Origin of the sequence: Rahnella sp. GSA61A (genome assembly GCF_019969905.1) — a bacterium.
Taxonomy (GTDB): domain Bacteria; phylum Pseudomonadota; class Gammaproteobacteria; order Enterobacterales; family Enterobacteriaceae; genus Rahnella; species Rahnella aceris.
This window is the reverse complement of the sequence record NZ_JAHXYO010000002.1, coordinates 406,470-426,918: the sequence shown is the minus strand read 5'-3', so window position 1 is coordinate 426,918 and position 20,449 is coordinate 406,470. Positions and strand designations below refer to the sequence as shown.

Here is a 20,449-nt window from a genome sequence, read left to right as displayed (position 1 = left end):
TATCGAGGGTTATCATTTTATTAACGATACGATTTTTTCAATTTCAGTTTGAACAAGATCAATAGACTGGAATTTACGAATTGACAGCATTATAGAAAAGAATCTATGCTGGATACAGAAATCACAGGAGTGGTTTCGGCGCGTAATGTTACGCATGACAAGGACGTGGTATGAAAATTTGTATAATTGAACCCTGTGGTTTTACGCGTTTAGGAATTTTCTCTTATCTTATTGAAAATAACAGCCTCGATATTATCGACACTGTGAATATTTCTCACTCCCTCAATCTAATTCCTGAATTTCAGCCTGATATTATTCTTGTGAATATGACAAACTATTGCCATAACGCAGAAGTATCTGAGGAATTAAAAGCTTTTTTTGAATTTCGTCAAAGCGCCCGAATATACTGCTACGTTGACGCCAGTTACCCGGATTCCGAAACACCGATTGCCGTTACCCGCGAAGTCTCTATTCTCAACAAGCAGGCACTCACCTCCCTCTTGCAGCAGATTGCAGCAGATCCCGAAGCATTTATGCCGATAAATAACTTCGGTTTGCCAAAAATGTTACTTAGCGATCAGGAAATTCTGGTAATGAGCTACTGGATGTCTGAGATGCCGAACTACCGCATTGCCAGAAAATTAAACATCAGCAGCCGTACAGTATATGTCCATAAACGACATCTGGCGCAGAAAATCAAAGTCCGTAACCGGCTGGAATTTTGTTTCATTTACAACCTGATTAAGTATTTATTCTGGCCCATTGATGATATTTCTGCCACGCCAATCAGCCGACAAATTAAAGACGACTTGCAGATGATTTACAAAACTTATAGCTAAACCTGCAAAAACCCTAAATGCCCTGATAATTCAGGGCATTTTATATCGTGATATTCTTCACCCATCTTTTTAAATATCTTGTTTGTATCCCTTCTCTCTCTCGCCAGGTTGCACTATGACGACAGAAGCCGACGATGGCCTTAATGTTAGCAGACTCATCTTGAGCAGCCTCACCAATGACAAGCATAATTTCTCGTCACGCGACTCCCACAAAAATCACAAACATCCTGCTTTCAGTGATTCGCTTAATGCATAAAAAAATTGAAATGTTTGCTCATCATTTTGAAGAGAAAAGCTAACTTTTATGTTCTGGCGGACCATCGCCCAGAAGCACGGCAATTTTGTGGCCTGCCGCCGTGGGTTCAAGGGCTATTTTGAGCACAATCGTCAGCGGCACCGAAAGCAACATGCCGACCGGCCCCATCAGCCATCCCCAGAATATCAGCGACATAAAGACCACAAGCGTCGATAACCCCAATCCGCGCCCCAGAATTTTCGGATCAATAATGCTGCCGAAAATCAGATTGATGAGGATATAACCCCCTGCCAGGATCAACCCTTCGCTGAAACCGTTAAACAAAAATGCCTGAATGATCGGCGGAATAGCCGCGATAAAAGAACCAATATTGGGAATGTAATTCAGGGCGAAAGCCAGCATCCCCCACAGGAACGCAAAACGGATGCCGGTAACTGCCAGCAAAGCCCAAACTGCCAGCCCCGTCACCACACTTATCAGCGTTTTGATCACCAGATAGCGTGTCACGCTGTCCAGGGCACGCTGAATATTAGTCATTCCTTTGCCCGGGTCCTCAGACATCTGCTCCACTTTGTAGGGCAGTTGCGGGACTTCAAGCAGCATGAATGCCACGGTCATCAGCAGTAAGAACAGACCGGCCATGGCGTTGGACAAATAGCTGATTAACTTACTGACCATATTCAGCGTCGCCGCCGGATCGATGTAACTGGCCAGTTGCTCGGGAGATAACGTCAGTTCGCTTTGCGGAAACCAGGCCTCAATATCACTGAGTTTGTCGACAATAAGCCCGCGATATTGTGGCAATGTGCGGGCAAATTCATTGAGCGTCACCAGCAGTTTGGTGGTCAGAAAAACCATCATGCAAATCACCAGCGTTGCCACCAGCAAAACAGCGAGTGCCCGGGGCACCCGCCATTTTTCCAGTAAGACAATCAGCGGATTCAATACGAAAGCCAGAAACAGCGCCAGAATAAAGGGCACGATGATATCTGCAGCAGATTTAATCCCCGCGAAGATCACTACCAGCATCGCCATCATTACAACAATTTTCAGACCCTGAGTTGTCACGATCGTTTTACGCAAGCCTTTCTCTCCTGAAGCTGGCCGGATCCTTAGCGAGATTTCACCCACTCACGCAGACGCTGGATATGCAGATACAGCGCCGGAATAAACAGGATCCCCACCGTCGTGGATAGCAACATACCACTGAACACCGTAACGCCGATGATATGCCGACTCATGGCACCTGCACCGGATGCCATGACCAGCGGTAACACCCCGAGAATGAACGAGATTGCCGTCATCATTACCGCACGGAAACGCTGTTTCGCGCCGTCCTGCGCCGCTTCGCTGACAGATGCCCCCTCTTCTCTTCTGGCTTTTGAGAATTCAACAATCAGAATGGCATTTTTCGCCGCGAGGCCGATTAACAAGACCATACCAATCTGAGCATATACGTCGTTGCTCAGCCCCGCCATGTGCAGGCCGCCGATTGCACCAAACACCGCGAAAATCACAGAAATCATCACAACAAGAGGAATGCTCCAGCTTTCGTATTGCGCCACCAGAAACAGATACGCAAACAGCAGTGCCGCGGCATAGATAAGGATGGCCTGGCCACCAGCCTGAATTTCCTGCAATGACATGCCGGTCCATTCATAGCCGTAACCCGCAGGCAGCTTCTCGCTCAGGATATGTTCCATCTGCGCCATCGCCTCACCGGAACTGATGCCGGGTGCCGCCGAGCCGCTGATAGCCAGTGAAGGGAACTGATTATATTGCGTGATAAACGGTGCACCCAGCGACGGTGTCAGTTCAACCATCTTCGCCAGGCTAACCAGTGAGCCGTTGTCGCTGCGTACCGTGAGTGTGGATATCTGGTCTGCGCGCTGGCGATCTTCCATTTCGTTTTGCATCTGCACATTAAACAGGCGGTTTTTGATGATGAAATCGCTGACGTTCACGCCACCAAGTGATGTCTGCAACGTACCGAAAATACGGCTGACCGGTACCTGTAACAGCGCCGCACGGTCACGATCCACACTCAGGGCGATTTCCGGCACGGATGCACTAAAGGTAGTAAACACACGGCTCAGATTAGGATCCTGGTTAGCGGCCTGGATCAGCGCCTGTCCGGTGAGAGCCAGTTCCTGTGGCGATTGCCCCTGTAACGCCTGCAAACGTAAATCCAGCCCTGAGGCCGTACCTAATCCGGAAATCGCGGGCGGATTTATTGCCATAATCATTGCAGATGGAATACCCGCCATCGCCGGTTGCAGGCGACCAATCACCTGATCCACACTGTCGCGTTCACCCCACGGCTTGAGCAATACGATACCAAAGGCGGCGTTTGGCGAACTCCCGCCACTCAGCAGGCTGAAGCCACTGATGGCGATCACATCCTCGACCGCCGGGTCTTTTTGCATAATCTGCTGCATCTGCCCGAGCACGGCATCAGTGCGGTTTAATGACGCCCCGTCGGGTAACTGCACATTCACGAAGAAGTAGCCCTGATCTTCATCCGGCAGGAAGGATTTTGGCAAACTGCTGTAGCCCCATACACAGGCTCCGCCGATCACCAGAACCGTTACAACGCTGGTGAACACATTTTTACTGATGCCCCGTGCGGCTTTCACATAGACATCGCGAACAGCGTCCAGCCCCTGATTAAACCAGTGGAAAACACGGGCCGGCTTCGCAGGTCGCGGCTTGAGAAGGGTTGCGCACAGCGCTGGGGTCAGGGTCAGCGCGTTGATACTTGAAAGAACAACGGCCGCCGACAGAGTGACAGCAAACTGACGATACAGCGCACCGGTAATACCCGGCAGAACCGCAATGGGCACAAATACCGCCAGCAGAACCACAGTAGTGGCGATGACCGGCCCGGCAATTTGCTTCAGAGCTTTGCGGGTTGCGGCCACACGCCCGAGCGACGGATCCTCCATCATCAGGCGCTCAACGTTTTCCACCACCACGATGGCGTCATCGACCACTACCGTCAGCGCCAAAATAATGGCAAATAAGCTGAGGGTGTTGGCGGAATAGCCAAAGGCATAAAGCACGGCAAACGTCCCCAGTAAAGACACCGGAATGGTCAGTGCGACGATGAATGTCGCCCGCATACTTTGCAGGAACAGATAAACAATCGACAGGACGACGACGAAGGTCAGTACCAGTGAAACGGCAATCTCATCAAGCGTAGCACTGACAAAACGAGTCGAGTCGAATTTGATTTCATAGGTAAGATCATCCGGGAAATTGCGTGCCTGACGCGACATTTCCTCCCGCACAGCATTCGCCACATTCAGCGCATTTGCCCCCGGCGCGGGATAGACTGACAGGAAGGCAGACGGCGTCTGATTCAGTGTCGCATTCACCTGATAATCCTGCGCACCCAGTTCAATACGCGCGACATCGCGCAAACGCACCGTACCGCCATGAGCATTTTTACGCACAATAATATTGCCGAACTCTTCCGGCGAACTCAGACGCCCGCGCCGCTGATGGTCAGGGTTTGCTGCTGCATTGACGGACTCGGTGACGCGCCAATCTGCCCGGCCGCCGCCTGCACATTCTGATTCTGAATAGCGGCGCTGATTTCCATACTGCTGACATCCAGCGCTTCCATTTTGCGCGGGTCCAGCCAGATACGCATGCTGTAGTCACGGGAACCGAAAACCCGGACATCACCTACACCATCCACACGCGCCAGCGCATCACGCAACTGAATGCTGGCAAAGTTGCTGATAAACAGCATGTCATGGGTATTTTCCAGTGAAAGGAGGCTGATGCCCATCAGAATATTAGAAGCCTGTTTGCGCACCGACACGCCCGTGTTCAGCACTTCCGGCGGAAGACGTGAGCTGACCTGTGAAATACGGTTTTGTACTTCAACAGCCGCCGTATCCGGATCCGTACCGCTGGCGAACGTAATAGTCAGCGTGTAGCTGCCGTTATTGCCGCTGTTCGACGACATATACAGCATGTTACTGACACCGTTAACCTGCGCCTCAATCGGCGCGGCAACGGATTCCGCTACGTCCCGTGCACTCGCACCGGGATAAATAGCACTGACTGACACCACGGGTGGCGTGATATCCGGATATTGCTCAACCGGAATGACCTTCAGGGCGACGGCACCGATCAGCGCCGTCACCAGCGCGATGACAACCGCAAAGCGGGGTCTTTTAATAAATTGCTGGAGCATCGTTATTCCTTAACGTTTCTTCGCGGCCATATCCGGGGCATCCGTAGCAGCCCGTGCATTCACTTCCATACCTGGCCGGATCCATTGCAGGCCTTCTGTCACAACTTTTTCTCCGCCCTGCAAACCCTCAATGACGAAATAGCCGTGTCCCGTTTGTGCACCAAGACGCACCGGGCGTGCTTCCACGCGCTGTCCGGCATTCACCAGCAAGACAAAGTGCCCTGCCGCATTTTGCTGCAAAGCCTGCGCAGGCAGTACCGGCAGAGAATGTCCGGAACGCGGCGCTGCGGCCACATTCACGGTGCCCCCCGGCAGCAAACGATGGTCTGGATTTGCCACAGTCAGCCTGACCGGCAAGGTCCCTGTTTGCGCATCAATACGATTGCCGAGGGATTCCAGCACGGGCGCTTTCATATAAGGTGAACCGTCCGATAAGCGCAGAGAAAGCGTCATGTTATCGGCAGAGAAAGCGTCTTCCAGCGTGCCACTGCTGTGGCTGGCACTGAGAACATCACGTTCATTCACTGAAATCACCACACGTACCGGATCGAGCTGCACGATTTCCGTGAGTGCACCGCTGGCCGGATTCACCAGACTGCCGGTATGAAAATGGCTCACGCCGATGCGCCCTGCAATGGGCGCCGTAATGCGGGTATAGCTTAGTTGCAGTTCCTGCGTTTTTAACGCCGCCTGCGCCTGCGCGACAGCCGCACGGGCGGTATCACGGGCAGCCAGCGCGGTATCGACATCAGACTGGCTGACGGTACGCGCATCACCGAGACGCTGTATGCGGTTCAGATGGGTTTGTGCATGGCGTGCGGTAGCATTGGCGCTGTCGAGCTGGGCTTTGGCCTGAGCGACAGCCACCTGATGCAAGGCGGGATCGATTTCATACAAGACGTCGCCGGCATTCACAAACTGCCCCTCCTCAAAGGCCCGGCGGGCGATAAATCCTTCAGTCCGGCTGGTCACATTGACGGCCTGAACAGCTTCAAGACGCCCGAGATAGGTCCGGCTGACGCCATCAGGTTGAGTGGTGATGGTCTCAGTGGTCACTGTCGGCAAAGGCTGCGCCGCCACGCGGGTCAGGGGGAATAATAATGTTGTCAGCAGCACTGGCACTGCCATAAAACGGCTCATTGCAGGAAACATATGTCACTCTCCATGTGATGTCGGATGGTGCTCTTTTAATTCAGCTAAAGCGCCCACACCGGCAAACATCAAATATTAATCTATAAAAAAATTCCTAATCAGGATTATTGAGAATTATAAATATTGTCTGATATCACAAACTGATCTCGATCACCTCGAGAATCAACCTTTAACATATTTACGTTTTATTTAAGAAACATTTAGATTGATAGCCTGAATAACAAAACTTCATGTTCACATAAAATGACCGGCTAATGAAAAGCATCAACAAGGATTAATCACTCCTGAAATCATTATTTTTACTCAAATTTTTAGTATCAGGATTAACTTTACCTTCGATGACAAAACCTTACAGACCCCTGTCATCACTGAAATCGATATAATCAAAACCGCCGTAAGATAACAAAAGCAAAAGCACTGAAGGAAACCTTCCTGATACCATCAAAAATAATGAACAAGTTAAATTAATCGGTTAATTTGAAAATAATAGTTTGCCAATATGTTTCCAAATGTTTATTTTCCACAAACACCCTCTTCACTGAGAACATCATCTTATGCTGTGGAAAAATACACCTGCACGCTTTGGCCATATTTCAGTGTTAATTCACTGGCTCATCGCTGTGGCCGTTTATGGTTTATTTGCACTGGGATTATGGATGGTCGGATTGGGCTATTACGACACCTGGTATCACCGTGCACCGGAAATACATAAAAGTATCGGCATCCTGATTTTTGCTGCGATGGTATTTCGTCTTGCTTGGCGGTTTATTTCTCCGCCACCTAAGCCGCTGGCAAGCTACAGCGTGAAAACGCGTATTGGCGCCTGGCTGGCTCATGTTCTGCTGTTCATCGGCCTGTTCGGCATTCTGATCAGCGGTTATCTGATTTCGACGGCTGAAGGTCAGCCTGTCAGTGTCTTCGGCTGGTTTGAGATCCCTGCCACACTGTCTGGACTGGAACAACAGGCCGATATCGCGGGCACGCTGCATCTGTGGATGGCGTGGGGCATTGTGATCATCTCAGGTTTTCACGCCCTTGCCGCGCTTAAACATCATTTCATCGATCGTGACAGCACCCTGACCCGCATGCTGGGGCGCTGATCCGGCTCACGGTCAGCTCTTTACTTATGTTGTTCATATTATGGATAAACGGAGAATAACCATGTTGAAAAAGACCACTCTGGGTTTAACCCTGGCGTCGCTGTTACTGGCGGCGGGTTCGGCAACGGCAGCCAGCTACAAGATCGACAAAGAAGGTCAGCACGCTTTTATTGAATTCCGTATCAAGCATTTAGGTTACAGCTGGCTGTACGGCAGCTTTAATGATTTCGATGGCGGATTCACTTTTGATGAGAAAGATCCCGCTGCGGATAAAGTGAATGTCACGATTAACACCACCAGCGTATTCACCAATCACGCCGAACGTGACAAACATTTGCGCAGCGCTGAATTCCTGAATGTTGGCAAACATCCGCAGGCCACATTCAAATCAACGTCAGTGAAGAAAGAAGGTGAAAATCTGGCAGTGACTGGCGATTTCACGCTGAACGGCGTCACCAAACCTTTAACGTTACAGGCTAAGTTGCTCGGTCAGGGCAAGGATCCATGGGGCGGTTATCGTGCAGGTTTTGAAGCGGCAGGGTCCATCGCGCTGAAGGATTATGGAATTACTACCGATCTCGGTCCGGCATCGCAGAATGTCGAGCTGATTATTTCGGTCGAGGGTGTGCAGGAGAAGTAATCCCCATCCCTCAACGTATAAAGCCCTGAATCGCTGCCGCCATTCAGGGCTTTTTTATACACGCCGGTCAGTCGTTTTCAGGTGCCGGAATATGCATGGTGGTTTGCAATAATCCTTTGGACTTATTGAATATTTTTATGCCATTCTCACGACCCGCGCGCAATGCACGTTGTTCTTCTACTGGCAGCTTCAGCTCTGTCATACAGATTTCGCTGCAACAGCCGTCAAATCTCGCCGCACACGTCGGGCACTGAATAAACAGCAGATGGCAGCCGTCGTTTTTGCAGTTGGTATGGTTATCGCAGGCCACACCGCACTGGTGACAGTGTGCAATCACGTCATCGGAAATACGCTCGCCCATACGCTCATCAAAGACAAAGTTTTTGCCTTTAAATTTTACCGGTAACCCCTGCTCTTTGGCACGGCGTGCATATTCGATAATACCGCCTTCCACGTGATAGACGTTTTTAAAACCGTTATGCAACATGTACGCGCTGGCTTTCTCACAGCGAATGCCGCCAGTGCAATACATCACGATTTTCTTGTCTTTGTCTTCTTTAAGCATGTCAACGGCCATAGGCAGTTGATCGCGGAAAGTGTCAGACGGGACTTCAATCGCATTATCAAAATGCCCCACTTCGTATTCGTAGTGGTTGCGCATATCGACAAACAATGTGTCCGGATCGTCAATCATGGCGTTGACCTGTTCGGCTTTCAGGTACTCACCCACATTTGACGGGTCGAAAGAATCATCATCAATCCCGTCCGCGACAATGCGGTCACGCACTTTGAGACGCAACACCCAGAAGGATTTACCATCATCTTCCAGCGCGACATTCAGGCGGATCTGATCCAGCGCCGGATGGCTGGAAAACAGCACGGTTTTGAACGCTTCAAACTGGCTTTGCGGCACGCTGATTTGTGCGTTAATCCCTTCTTTTGCCACGTAAATACGGCCAAATACGTTAAGGCGTGTCAGGCTGACGTACAGGGCGTCACGAAAGGCTTTTGGATCTTCGAGCTGGAAATACTTATAAAAAGAAACCGTAGTGCGGGGCTCAGTTTCAGCCAACATGCGCGCACGCAGTTCCTCATTAGAAATACGGTTATGTAACACTGGCATGGTGTACGTTCCTGTCTTTCAGGGGAATTTAACTATTGATACCGAATAGCTACTTTTGAAGCGGCAAGATTATACATTAAAGCAACAATGAGGACATCTCCCGTTGCAAATTCGTCAGGAGAAAAACACCTGCTGTACATTGCCCATTTTTGAAATGCGATAACCTATTCTTAGTTGTTATCTATTCTTGTAGTCCATCACCACGCTGAATTTTAAGGGGCATGAAACATGAGTAAGCTTTTTGAACCGATTTCCTTAGGGAAGCTGACACTCGCTAACCGCATCGTGATCGCGCCAATGTGCCAGTATTCATCCGACGAAGGGAAAGCCACGTCCTGGCATCACGCGCATCTCGGGCAGTTATCCTTTTCAGGTGCGGGTTTGCTGATCCTGGAAGCGACCGCTGTCGAGGCCGTGGGGCGTATCTCGGCTCAGGATCTGGGCTTGTGGGACGATGCAACCGAAGCGGCCATGAAGGATTTAGTGACCGGCTTACGTGAAAACAGCGATATGCCACTTGGCCTGCAACTCGGACATGCGGGACGTAAAGCGTCGTGTGCTGCGCCGTGGCAAGGCGGAGCACAAATCGCCCAGTCAGCGGGTGGCTGGCAGACGATTGCGCCTTCCGCCGTCGCCTTCACCGAAGGCACTGAGGCCCCGCAGGCAATGTCGCTGGAGCGAATCGCTGAGCTGAAAAAAGCCTATGTCGATACAGTCCGTCGCGCCGACCGTCTGGACTTTGATCTGCTGGAACTGCACGGCGCTCACGGTTATCTGCTGCACCAGTTCCTGTCGCCACTTTCAAACCAGCGCACCGACCAGTACGGCGGCTCACTGGAAAACCGTATGCGCCTGCTGCTGGAGATCTTCGGGGAAATCCGTGCGGCATTCCCGGCAGAAAAACCGATTGGTGTGCGTATTTCCGCCACCGACTGGGTGGAGGGAGGCTGGGATCTGGAGCAATCCATTGAACTCGCCAAAGCGCTTGATGAACTGGGTTGCAGCTACATTCACGTCTCCAGCGGCGGTCTGAGTCCGCATCAGAAAATCACCGTCGGCCCGAACTATCAGGTGCCATTTGCTGATGGCATTAAGCGTTATGTGAAAATGCCGGTGATCGCTGTGGGTCTGATCACTGAACCGGAACAGGCGGAAGCCATTATCGGCACCGGACAGGCAGACATGATTGCTCTGGCACGCGGTATTTTGTATAACCCGCGCTGGCCCTGGCATGCAGCGGCAAAACTGGGGGAAAAAGTGGCCGCGCCGAAACAGTACTGGCGCAGCGAACCGCATAGCGTCAAAGGCCTTTTCCTGCCGGAATAATAACCAGATTTAAGATTAACGCGAAAGTCGCCAGAAAGGGGATTTTGCAAACGTGATCACGGGCGGCCCGACAGCCGCCCGTTTCATTGACAAAAAGACATTCTCTATTGATATTTGAATTGATGGTGAATGAATATGCCGGGACATTAATGAGAATTCGTTTTGTTTTTCATTCACTCAACCTATAAATAAATGAGGTATTAGTGCCGTGAATTTTCACCTCACATCAAAAAAATGCCACAATATGTCACTTTGCTGCAGAAGATAACGGACAACACATATTCCGGATGAATATGTGTGCGTGTTTCTGTGGCAGGCTGCTGCATTAGACAGAGCTTATAAACTTTCTACTTCGACTCACTGACGCAGAGATTCTATGACTCAGGTACCAACCTTTAATCGTTCGTTACTGCACCCTCGTTACTGGATCACCTGGATGGGTCTGGGACTGCTTTATGCACTGGTGTTACTGCCTTATCCGGTTATTTATCGCATCGGTACCGGGCTGGGTCGCTTCTCAATGCGCTTCCTGAAACGTCGCTATAAAATCGCCAGACGCAATATCGAATTGTGTTTCCCGGATATGCGCCCGGAACAGCGCGAAGATATGATTGTGAAAAATTTCGAATCCGTCGGCATGGGGTTGTTTGAAACCGGCATGGCGTGGTTCTGGCCAGACTGGCGCATCGAGCGCTGGTTTAAAGTCAGCGGTCTGGAACATATCCAGCATGCGCGTGATAACAAGCAAGGCGTTCTGCTGATCGGTGTACATTTCCTGACGCTGGAACTGGGTGCACGTATCTTTGGTATCCATAATCCTGGCGTGGGGGTTTACCGTCCTCACGATAACAAGCTGATGGATTGGATCCAGACCAAAGGCCGAATGCGCTCGAATAAAGGGATGCTGGATCGCAAAGATCTCAAAGGGATGATCCGCAGCCTCAAGCAAGGCGACATCATCTGGTACGCGCCTGATCATGACTACGGCCCGCGCGCCAGCGTATTTGTACCGTTCTTCGCGGTCGATAAAGCCGCCACCACCACCGGGACATATCTGCTGGCACGCATGGGCAAACCGGCAATTATTCCCTTCACTCCGCGCCGTCTGCCGAAAGGGGAAGGTTATGAGATGATTATTCACCCTCAGGTCGCTGACTTCCCGCTGGATGATGAAGTGGTTGCCGCCACGTATATGAATAAAGTGGTGGAAAACGAGATCTGTCAGGCGCCGGAGCAATATATGTGGCTGCACCGTCGCTTTAAAACACGCCCGCAAGGTGAGCCTTCGCTCTATAAAGCCCTTAGCGATTAATCACCCGGAACCGGTCCGGCAGCCGCAGGTCCGGTTTTTTTGATTTGCTTCATCAGTTTTTTTCACAGACTTCTTCAAACTTATCAGATTTGATCCCACCCGATTTAGGCCAATACTCTCTCCATAATTTCTGCATGTGATTACTCCGCTGATTTTGGAGCCGCGTGCCTCCCGCCTCTTAAAGGCATGTTACCTTTGCAAGGAACACATTATGTTGGCAAAACTGAACTCCGCTTTTACCCGTGCTGTTGATCATCAGAACTTTGGTAAGCTTTTGTTGCGTCTGACTTTTGGTATTTTAGTTTTATTCCATGGTGTAGCAAAAATGGAAAATGGCGTGGGCTGGATTGCACAGATGTTACAGGCTGATGGCCTGCCGGGCTTTATTGCTTACGGTGCGTACATCGGTGAAGTGATTGCGCCGGTTCTGATTATTCTGGGCATCTTGACCCGCCCTGCCGCTCTGGTGCTGGCATTCAACATTTTAGTGGCAGTTTTCCTGGTCGTGGGTGGCAAATTTTTCACCGTTACTGAAGTCGGTGCATGGGGGCTGGAAGGTGAAGCTCTGTACTTCTTTGGTGGTCTGGTCATCATGTTCCTGGGCAGCGGCCGCTACTCTGTCATGAAGAACGAAGCCCTGCGCTAAGATCCGGTTTTAGTATTGCGTTTTTAATTCTTTGTCTGTCGCGGTCAGCCTCCTTGCTGACCGTTTTTTTGGCTTTCATCTGCTCTCCCTCACTCCTCCAGACTTTTTGAACCTGTATTTCACTTCGCTTGTTACAGTTCGTTAACATCATTGAAGTGAATGATAATTAGGCGCATAATTATTAAGCCAATTGATTGTTACTTATGCTCTGCCTTGTTTCTTTGTGTCATTCCAGAGCGAATCTGACCTCTTTCTTCGGTATTTTATGACTTCGGCCTCTGAACCTGAAATCGCCCCAGATCCCATTAACTGGAAACGTAATCTGTTTGTCGCCTGGATCGGTTGCTTCCTGACCGGTGCCGCATTCAGTCTGATCATGCCCTTCCTGCCCCTTTACGTGGAAACCCTCGGCGTAACCGGTCATGAATCCCTGAATATGTGGTCGGGGCTGGTTTTCAGTATCACCTTCTTGTTTTCCGCCATCGCCTCCCCCTTCTGGGGCGGACTCGCGGATCGTAAAGGCCGCAAAATCATGCTGCTGCGATCCGCACTCGGCATGTCCATCGTCATGGTATTAATGGGCTTCGCGCAGAATATCTGGCAGTTCCTGATTCTTCGCGCGTTACTTGGCTTGCTGGGTGGATTTGTTCCCAATGCTAACGCGCTGATCGCCACACAAATCCCACGCAATAAAAGCGGCTGGGCGCTGGGTACGTTATCAACTGGCGGTGTCAGCGGTGCGCTGCTCGGGCCACTGGTCGGAGGGTTGCTGGCGGACAGCTATGGTTTGCGTCCGGTGTTCTTTATCACCGCGTCGGTGCTGTTTTTGTGTTTCATCATGACGCTTTATTTTATCCGTGAGCAGTTTGTCCCGGTGAGCAAAAAAGACATGCTGAACCGTAAGCAGGTCTTTGCCTCGCTGAAAAATCCTAAACTGGTGCTGTGTTTGTTTGTCACCACCATGATTATTCAGGTGGCGACGGGTTCGATTGCGCCGATCCTGACGCTTTACGTACGGGAGCTGGCCGGTAATACACAAAACCTGGCGTTTATCAGCGGCATGATTGCTTCGGTACCTGGCGTGGCCGCGCTGATGAGTGCACCGCGTTTAGGCAAACTCGGCGACCGGATTGGCCCCGAGCGGATCCTGGTGGCGATGATGGCGTTATCTGTGTTGTTGCTGATCCCGATGGCCCTGGTACAAACTCCCCTGCAACTGGGTATTTTGCGTTTTCTGCTGGGTGCCTGCGATGGCGCATTGCTGCCGGCCGTTCAGACCCTGCTCATCTATAACTGCACTAATCAGGTAGCAGGACGGGTATTCAGCTACAACCAGTCGTTCCGTGATGTGGGCAATGTCACCGGTCCGTTACTGGGTGCGGCGGTCTCAGCCAGTTACGGCTTCCGGACGGTATTTTTTGTTACGGCGATGGTGGTGTTATTCAACGCGGGATATTCGTACTGGTGTCTGCAACGCCGGCCTCATCAGGCCATGATTGACTAAATTCCAGCCGACGAAGCAGCAACAGGCTTATTGAGATTTTTCTGCCAGCGGCGGCACTGGCATGTAATCCGGCACCTCGACGACGGCCAGACGCACTTCGTAATGCTTGCCTGCCGTTGTAGCCGGAAGTACCGACGTCAGTTTCTGAATAGTTTCAGTCGGGTTATCACTGGCTACGCTGGCACAGAACAGTTGCCCCGGATGGCAAAAGCCGACCATCATTGGCGGCGGTGGCAGCATGCCCTCGCCGTGGAAGGGTGGCAACCCGTGCGGCTGTTCTATCGGTGATTGGGGATGTGTATTTTCAGCCGCGGTACTGGCCACGCTGAATAATACGCCAAGGCCACACAGCGGCATGAGCAAAACGCGGGAAAGAGTCTTCATAACATTCACCTTATCTTGAGAAGTCAGAATCACTTTATGCCTCAAACGCTGCCCGTGTAGCCGGTTTGCTAAACTTTTACCCTCTCCCCTCACAGCCTTTGCAAAGCTGAAATTCCGCTGACATTCGCGCCTATGCCGTCCAGTCCCGCAAAGCCAGCACCACCCTATAACCGTCAATATCCTCGAAGGTTTTACCGCATTCATCCCAGTAGGGATTAAACGAAGGCACGACGATAAAACCGGCCTGCAGCATCCGTTCGCACTGCGTCAGCCACTGCTGATTATCAGGAATATAGAACACCAGGAGATTATCTTCGGTGGGCGCACGCCCCACGGAGGAACCGAGATGATGGGTAAACTCGAGATGATAATGATGATGCGGATGCCCGACCAGCACGCCATCAAACCCCTGGTGGTCACTAAAACTGCCGATGATGTCGAAACCCAGCCCCTGCGAATACATGCGGGCTACCTGCTCAAGATTGTCCGTCGGGCGCGCCACCCGTAATACTGATTGTCGTGAAACCATGTGCACTCCCGTTTTTTAAACCGCCGCAAAGTCGCCAGCGAGAAATTGAGAATAGCAGAAATAAATCCGACTGATTTAGTCTGAAAACTTGCATCCTGTCAGTTATAGACAACAATCATTTAATCAGGTTTTCCCCTGTCAGATGGCCGTTACTTGTTCATTAATAACGCTATTTGCTGCACAACCATTAACAGTTTCAACTCAGGAGACAACAATGAGCATGTATGCAACGCTTGAAGAAGCTATTGATGCCGCCCGCGAAGAATTCCTTGAAGCCGCGCAGGATAGGATCCATGACGACGAAGAGCCAGTTCCGGACCAGTTTAATCTGCAGAAATACATCATGCAGGATGGCGATGTGATGTGGCAGGCGGAATTCCTCAGCGGCGAAGGTGATTCCATCGATGCGCTGACGTTCCGTAGCGGTGCGGCGGCGCAGGCTATCTTTGACGAGGATTATGATCAGATAGAACTCGAAGAAGAATGGCAGGAAGAAGCCACGTTGTATGAATGGGATGAAGGTGAATACCAGCATGAACCGCCGCTGGATACTGAAGAAGGTAAAGCGGCAGCTGAAGAATGGGACGATGAAGACGAGTATCCGGGTCGTGATATTGATTAAGTTATTTTATTCGTAAGGCCCGTGGCGGGCGTCAACCGGCAGCATGAAAGTGTCGACAATCATCGACAGCGGAACATCGATGACGGTGACATAACGCCACGGACTGTCCCGCAAATCCCACTGCACACCGGGATAATACTGGTTGCCATGCCCCTGTCCCGGCACAGTCCGGCTGATAATACTGCCGCATCCGGTCAGTACCGTCGCCACTAACGCCAGCACGCATCCGCGAAAAATAACCCGATTAATCACTCACCCAACCTGTCGATTCAATTCAAAAGAGGCACATTCAGAAGTGCTGAACAGCGCTGTCAGCTTATCATGCACAGCGCCTGCCTTATGTTAAGGCGAGGTAAAATTCCTGCATGACCTGCTAAAGAGTAACCCGTCTTTCATCACAAAGAAAACGGGCAGTATGTTTTCACATACTGCCCGTTTTTTTATTCACTCAATGTCATTTTCAGGCGGGTTTAACTTCCAGCGTCTGAGTGACAGGGAATGCCTGCGCATTGCGAGGTAATTGCTGGTAGTAAGCACTCCAGGTCTGCTGATCAGGTTGCGTCCACACCGCAGAGTGTAAACGCGCCATCAGCACAGGATCGCTCAGCAGAATCAGACGATCCGCCTTGCCCAGATCCTTAGGACCGGTTTTCAGCGCATGCTCCAGGTGGGCACGACGGCCGTTTTCTACCGTTTCACGCAACAGGTGACGGGATGTTGCCATCGCCGTTGCCAGTGCGTTGAAGCCCGGATCGAAGACCGCATGCATAAAGCCATTTTGCAGCTTACGCGAACGGTTCAGCGCCAGATATTCCTCGGTAGCCACCAGTTCACGCGGAGGATCATATTCTTCCGGGATCAGGAACAGCTTGGCCTTCTTACTCTTAATCCCCAGCGTTGCACGGCTCGACAGCACAGAGACGATTGGCGACAGGATCAGGGAGAAGACGATTGGCGCAAGCCACCACAGGAAACGCAAGTCCAGCCACGCCATACCGGCAGCCCAGACCGCACCCAGCAACAACTGAGAACCATGGCGTTTAAAGGCTTCGCCCCACGGAGTATCGTCGTCATCACGCTGCGGTGAGTTCCAGACCACTTCCCAACCCAGGAACGCGCTGACCACGAAGACGGTGTGGAACAACATACGTACCGGCGCCAGTAATACTGAGAACAGCATTTCGAGGAACATGGAAATCAGCAGTCGGAATGCACCACCAAACTGTTTCGCCCCCTTCGCCCAAATCAGCACGATACTCAGCAGTTTTGGCAGGAACAGCAACACCATGGTGGTCGAGAACAAGGCTATCGCCAGTTCAGGACGCCACTGCGGCCACACAGGGAACAGCTGACGGGGTTGCAGGAAATACTGCGGTTCCATCAGCGTGTGCACGACCTGCAATGCGGTAGACAAAGCCAGGAACGTAAACCATAACGGCGCGGACAGATAAGACATCACGCCGGTCAGGAACACCGCACGGTGAACCGGATGCATCCCTTTCACCAGAAACAGGCGGAAGTTCATCAGGTTACCGTGGCACCAGCGACGGTCGCGTTTCAGCTCGTCGAGCAGGTTCGGTGGCAACTCTTCATAACTGCCCGGCAGATCATAAGCAATCCACACGCCCCAGCCCGCACGACGCATCAATGCCGCTTCCACAAAGTCATGAGACATGATGGAACCGGCGAAGGAACCTTCACCGGGCAATGGCGCAAGCGCACAATGCTCAATGAACGGTTTCACACGGATAATGGCGTTATGGCCCCAGTAGTGGGATTCGCCCAACTGCCAGAAATGCAGACCGGCGGTAAACAACGGACCGTAAACACGGGTCGCAAACTGCTGGCAACGTGCATACAGCGTATCCATGCCTGACGCTTTTGGCGCAGACTGGATAATACCGGCGTTCGGGTTGGCATCCATCAGACGGGCCAGGCCGGTCAGACATTCGCCACTCATGACGCTGTCAGCATCGAGAATAACCATATAGGCATATTCCCCGCCCCAGCGACGGCACCAGTCATCAATGTTACCGCTTTTACGTTTCACACGACGACGACGACGGCGATAGAAAATACGTCCGTGACCTTCAACGTCGCGGCACACTTCCATCCAGGCTTTTTGTTCCGCTACGCAGATATCCGGATCGTAACTGTCGCTCAGCACGTAGATATCAAACTGATCCAAATCACCTGTCGCTTTAACAGATTCATACGTTGCACGCAGACCCGCGAAAACGCGCTCCACGTCTTCGTTACAAATCGGCATGATCAACGCGGTACGGTTGTTCGGATTCAGCGGCTCATTACCTTTCGTCGAGGCGGTAATGCTGTATTTGTCCCGACCGATGAGCAATTGTAAAAAGCCCATCAATGCCGTCCAGAAACCGGCCGACACCCAACAGAACAGAATGGCGAACAGCACCAGGATCCCGGTCTGTAAGACGTAAGGCAGCAGTTGCAGAACCGACTGTTGCCAGTCCTGATTGAGCATATCGCTTGGGTCGATGAGCGCCCAGCCCTGATACGGCAGAATGGTTTTCATGTACCAGGTCGCGATCGCCGTCTGCACCAGCATCAGAACCAGCAGGATATAGCGACGCACGGAACCGGCGTGACGCCAGCGCTTTTCTGACTCGGGCATATCTGATGTGGTGTGACGCGAAACCGCGCTGCGCCCCATCATATTGTCCCAGAAACGCCCGACCGGGTTGGTGCGCCAGACATCAGGGAACATGCTGGAACGTTTAACCGGTGGCATGGCGCTGGCAATCGTACGCCCTTCGTTATCGACTTCGTCTAACGAGCCCTTTTCAAGGGCATCAGGCCAGCTTGCGCCGACGCGGGCTTTCACTGACACCAATGGCGCATCAGGATCGGCCGCATCAGCTGTGGTCGAGGCATCACCGCCTAAACGGTGATGTACGGTAGCAAAAGCCTGCCCCGGCTCAGCGGGAAGCTGCTGAGAGAGCGCCGCTTTCTGTTCATCAGTAAGCGGCAAAGCTTCTACATAATCTTGAGTAGAGTGCATTGACTTATTCATTTGCAGGCAGCTGATAGCTCCAGGTTTCACTCAGAGTTTTGTCGCCATTGGCCAGAGAAGCGCGCATTTCGATCGCCTTCTTAGGATCCTTCACTTTCAGGCGCAGCGTCAGACGCCAGCCCTTCGTTACAGGATTATAGCGTACGGAGTTTTCAACCAGATCACCGTTGTCGCCCACGCTGACCTGAGACACGACTGGCGTGTCGCTCTTCAGCGCTTTCAGGTTTGGACCGACGAAGTCGACGAGGAAAGCAACGCTGCCATCTGGCTCACGGATCAGATTCGACTGTTTCACATCTCCGGTAGAGCGCATGGTGCGTTCAACCCACGCCAGATCAGGAGAATGCAATTTCTCTTCTTCACGGGTGAAATGTAAACGATAGTTCAGGCTGAGCGGTTTGCCTGCATCGGGTAACTGATCAGGGGTCCAGAAGGCGACGATATTATCGTTGGTTTCATCCGCCGTCGGGATTTCCACCAGTTCAACTTTCCCTTTACCCCAGTCACCTTTGGTCTCAACCCAACCGCTTGGACGCAGGTCATAACGATCGTCCAGGTCTTCGAAGTTAGAGAAACTGCGACCACGTTGCAGCAGCCCGAAGCCTTTCGGGTTCTCCATCGAGAACTGGCTGACGGCAAGGTGTTTCGGATTGTTCAGCGGACGCCAGATCCATTCACCGTTACCGGCGTGAATAGACAGTCCGTTGGAATCATGCAGCGCCGGACGGTAGTTCAGCACCGGCGAAGGCTGGTTTGCGCCAAACAGGAACATGCTGGTTAACGGAGCCACACCCAGTTTGCCGACTTTATCGCGCAGATAAACCTGAGACTGCACATCGACAGTGGCTTCTTTACCCGGATAAACGTCCAGACGATAAGCACCGGTCGCACGCGGGGAATCCAGCAAGGCGTAAATGACTAAATGCTTTTCATCCGGGTTAGGACGTTCGATCCAGAACTCACGAAAACGTGGGAACTCTTCGCCGGAAGCCAGCGCGGTGTCGATCGCCAGACCACGGGCAGACAAGCCATAAACCTGGCCTTTACCGATGACACGGAAGTAGCTGGCACCCAGCACACTCATAATCTCATCATCTTTGTCGGCTTTATTGATGGGATAAAGCACTTTGAAGCCGGCAAAACCGAGGTTTTTCACTGAGTCAGCGTCATGCTTGACGTTGCCAAAGTTGAAGTAGTCCGGGCTGTATTTGATTTCTTTGACTGAATCAGCCGTTACTTCGTTGATTTTCACCGGAGTGTCGAAGTACATACCCTGATGGTAAAACTCAAGCTTGAAAGGCGTATTCAGGTTTTTCCAGTACGCTTTGTCATGATTGAATTGAATTTGTTGGTAGTCTGCGAATTTGAGATCGCGGAACTGAGACGGAAGATTGCTTTTCGGCGCTTCGTAACCTTTATCGGCTAACGCCTTCGCTTGTTTGGCAACATCATCTATAGAAAAAGCCCAGGCAGATGAGGTGAACATGGTCATCAACACTGCGGCACTTAGCAAACGGACTTTGATCATACGTGACCCTATGGAAAAATTTTTATCCGACACCTTGTCTCCTTTACGCGCGCTTCATTCATTTACTGTAACTATTTTAAGGGAAGTGTCAGGTTTCCGACAACTTGAGCAGTCGATGGTTCATCCATTGATGAACCGTTTAAGCGCAACAGGGTACAAGGATATCAATTCGATGAAACTCCGGCTATGGAAACTTGTCCTATAACAAAGCATGTTTTAAGGTTAGAAACTAAACTAA

16 protein-coding genes and 1 pseudogene are annotated in these 20,449 nt (G+C 51.4%); 8 read left to right on the top strand and 9 right to left on the bottom strand.

Annotation, left to right across the window (positions count from 1 at the left end; genetic code table 11):
• Nucleotides 1-170 precede the first annotated feature (170 nt).
• Nucleotides 171-839: a LuxR C-terminal-related transcriptional regulator gene (locus tag LC431_RS04120; RefSeq protein WP_223509302.1), complete on the top strand. Its 669-nt coding sequence runs from the start codon at nt 171-173 to the stop codon at nt 837-839.
• Between the two features lie 295 nt (nt 840-1,134).
• On the opposite strand, the gene LC431_RS04115 is transcribed toward LC431_RS04120, so the two are convergent.
• From LC431_RS04115 to LC431_RS04105, 3 genes and pseudogenes are all read right to left on the bottom strand, one after another.
• Entirely contained in the window at nt 1,135-2,178 is a 1,044-nt protein-coding gene (locus LC431_RS04115) for an AI-2E family transporter (protein ID WP_223509301.1), read from the bottom strand.
• Nucleotides 2,179-2,207: 29 nt separating this feature from the next.
• Nucleotides 2,208-5,302: pseudogene (locus LC431_RS04110) on the bottom strand (efflux RND transporter permease subunit).
• A 9-nt stretch (nt 5,303-5,311) separates the two neighbouring features.
• Entirely contained in the window at nt 5,312-6,454 is a 1,143-nt protein-coding gene (locus LC431_RS04105; protein ID WP_223509299.1) for an efflux RND transporter periplasmic adaptor subunit, read from the bottom strand.
• A 554-nt stretch (nt 6,455-7,008) separates the two neighbouring features.
• Between LC431_RS04105 and LC431_RS04100 the strand changes: the two genes are divergently transcribed.
• Nucleotides 7,009-7,554, top strand: a complete 546-nt coding sequence (locus tag LC431_RS04100) for a cytochrome b (protein ID WP_013576265.1) — start codon at nt 7,009-7,011, stop codon at nt 7,552-7,554.
• 64 nt (nt 7,555-7,618) lie between these two features.
• Complete coding sequence (locus LC431_RS04095; RefSeq protein ID WP_015690191.1) at nt 7,619-8,194, top strand: YceI family protein; 576 nt, start codon at nt 7,619-7,621, stop codon at nt 8,192-8,194.
• A 67-nt stretch (nt 8,195-8,261) separates the two neighbouring features.
• Here the strand turns inward: LC431_RS04095 and LC431_RS04090 are convergent, their stop codons facing one another.
• Complete coding sequence (locus LC431_RS04090; protein WP_223509297.1) at nt 8,262-9,317, bottom strand: rhodanese-related sulfurtransferase; 1,056 nt, start codon at nt 9,315-9,317, stop codon at nt 8,262-8,264.
• Nucleotides 9,318-9,545: 228 nt separating this feature from the next.
• Here LC431_RS04090 and LC431_RS04085 point away from each other — a divergent pair, with 228 nt between their 5' ends.
• The 4 genes from LC431_RS04085 (at nt 9,546) to mdtG (ending at nt 14,105) form a co-directional block, all read left to right on the top strand.
• Nucleotides 9,546-10,643, top strand: a complete 1,098-nt coding sequence (locus LC431_RS04085; RefSeq protein WP_119261818.1) for an NADH:flavin oxidoreductase/NADH oxidase — start codon at nt 9,546-9,548, stop codon at nt 10,641-10,643.
• Between the two features lie 376 nt (nt 10,644-11,019).
• Nucleotides 11,020-11,955 (top strand): Kdo(2)-lipid IV(A) acyltransferase, encoded by a 936-nt coding sequence (locus LC431_RS04080; RefSeq protein ID WP_013576269.1) that lies wholly within the window; start codon nt 11,020-11,022, stop codon nt 11,953-11,955.
• Nucleotides 11,956-12,166: 211 nt separating this feature from the next.
• Nucleotides 12,167-12,601 (top strand): DoxX family protein, encoded by a 435-nt coding sequence (locus LC431_RS04075; RefSeq protein WP_013576270.1) that lies wholly within the window; start codon nt 12,167-12,169, stop codon nt 12,599-12,601.
• 265 nt (nt 12,602-12,866) lie between these two features.
• Complete coding sequence (mdtG, locus tag LC431_RS04070) at nt 12,867-14,105, top strand: multidrug efflux MFS transporter MdtG (protein WP_013576271.1); 1,239 nt, start codon at nt 12,867-12,869, stop codon at nt 14,103-14,105.
• A gap of 27 nt (nt 14,106-14,132) precedes the next feature.
• Here mdtG and LC431_RS04065 read toward each other — a convergent pair whose 3' ends face one another.
• Together LC431_RS04065 and LC431_RS04060 are read right to left on the bottom strand one after the other, a co-directional pair.
• Nucleotides 14,133-14,489: a hypothetical protein gene (locus tag LC431_RS04065; RefSeq protein WP_013576272.1), complete on the bottom strand. Its 357-nt coding sequence runs from the start codon at nt 14,487-14,489 to the stop codon at nt 14,133-14,135.
• 130 nt (nt 14,490-14,619) lie between these two features.
• Nucleotides 14,620-15,018, bottom strand: coding sequence for a VOC family protein (locus LC431_RS04060; protein WP_112151615.1), 399 nt, complete (start codon nt 15,016-15,018; stop codon nt 14,620-14,622).
• Nucleotides 15,019-15,232: 214 nt separating this feature from the next.
• On the opposite strand from LC431_RS04060, the gene LC431_RS04055 reads away from it, so the two are divergent.
• Nucleotides 15,233-15,640, top strand: coding sequence for a MysB family protein (locus tag LC431_RS04055; RefSeq protein ID WP_013576274.1), 408 nt, complete (start codon nt 15,233-15,235; stop codon nt 15,638-15,640).
• Nucleotides 15,641-15,646: 6 nt separating this feature from the next.
• On the opposite strand, the gene LC431_RS04050 is transcribed toward LC431_RS04055, so the two are convergent.
• The 3 genes from LC431_RS04050 to LC431_RS04040 form a co-directional block, all read right to left on the bottom strand.
• Nucleotides 15,647-15,892 (bottom strand): YceK/YidQ family lipoprotein, encoded by a 246-nt coding sequence (locus LC431_RS04050; protein WP_013576275.1) that lies wholly within the window; start codon nt 15,890-15,892, stop codon nt 15,647-15,649.
• A gap of 208 nt (nt 15,893-16,100) precedes the next feature.
• Nucleotides 16,101-18,683 carry a glucans biosynthesis glucosyltransferase MdoH gene (mdoH, locus tag LC431_RS04045; RefSeq protein ID WP_013576276.1) on the bottom strand — a complete coding sequence of 861 codons (2,583 nt, stop codon included), beginning with the start codon at nt 18,681-18,683 and terminating at the stop codon, nt 16,101-16,103.
• Entirely contained in the window at nt 18,676-20,211 is a 1,536-nt protein-coding gene (locus LC431_RS04040) for a glucan biosynthesis protein G (RefSeq protein ID WP_013576277.1), read from the bottom strand. Before LC431_RS04040 ends, mdoH begins: the two co-directional genes overlap by 8 nt.
• Nucleotides 20,212-20,449: the final 238 nt, after the last annotated feature.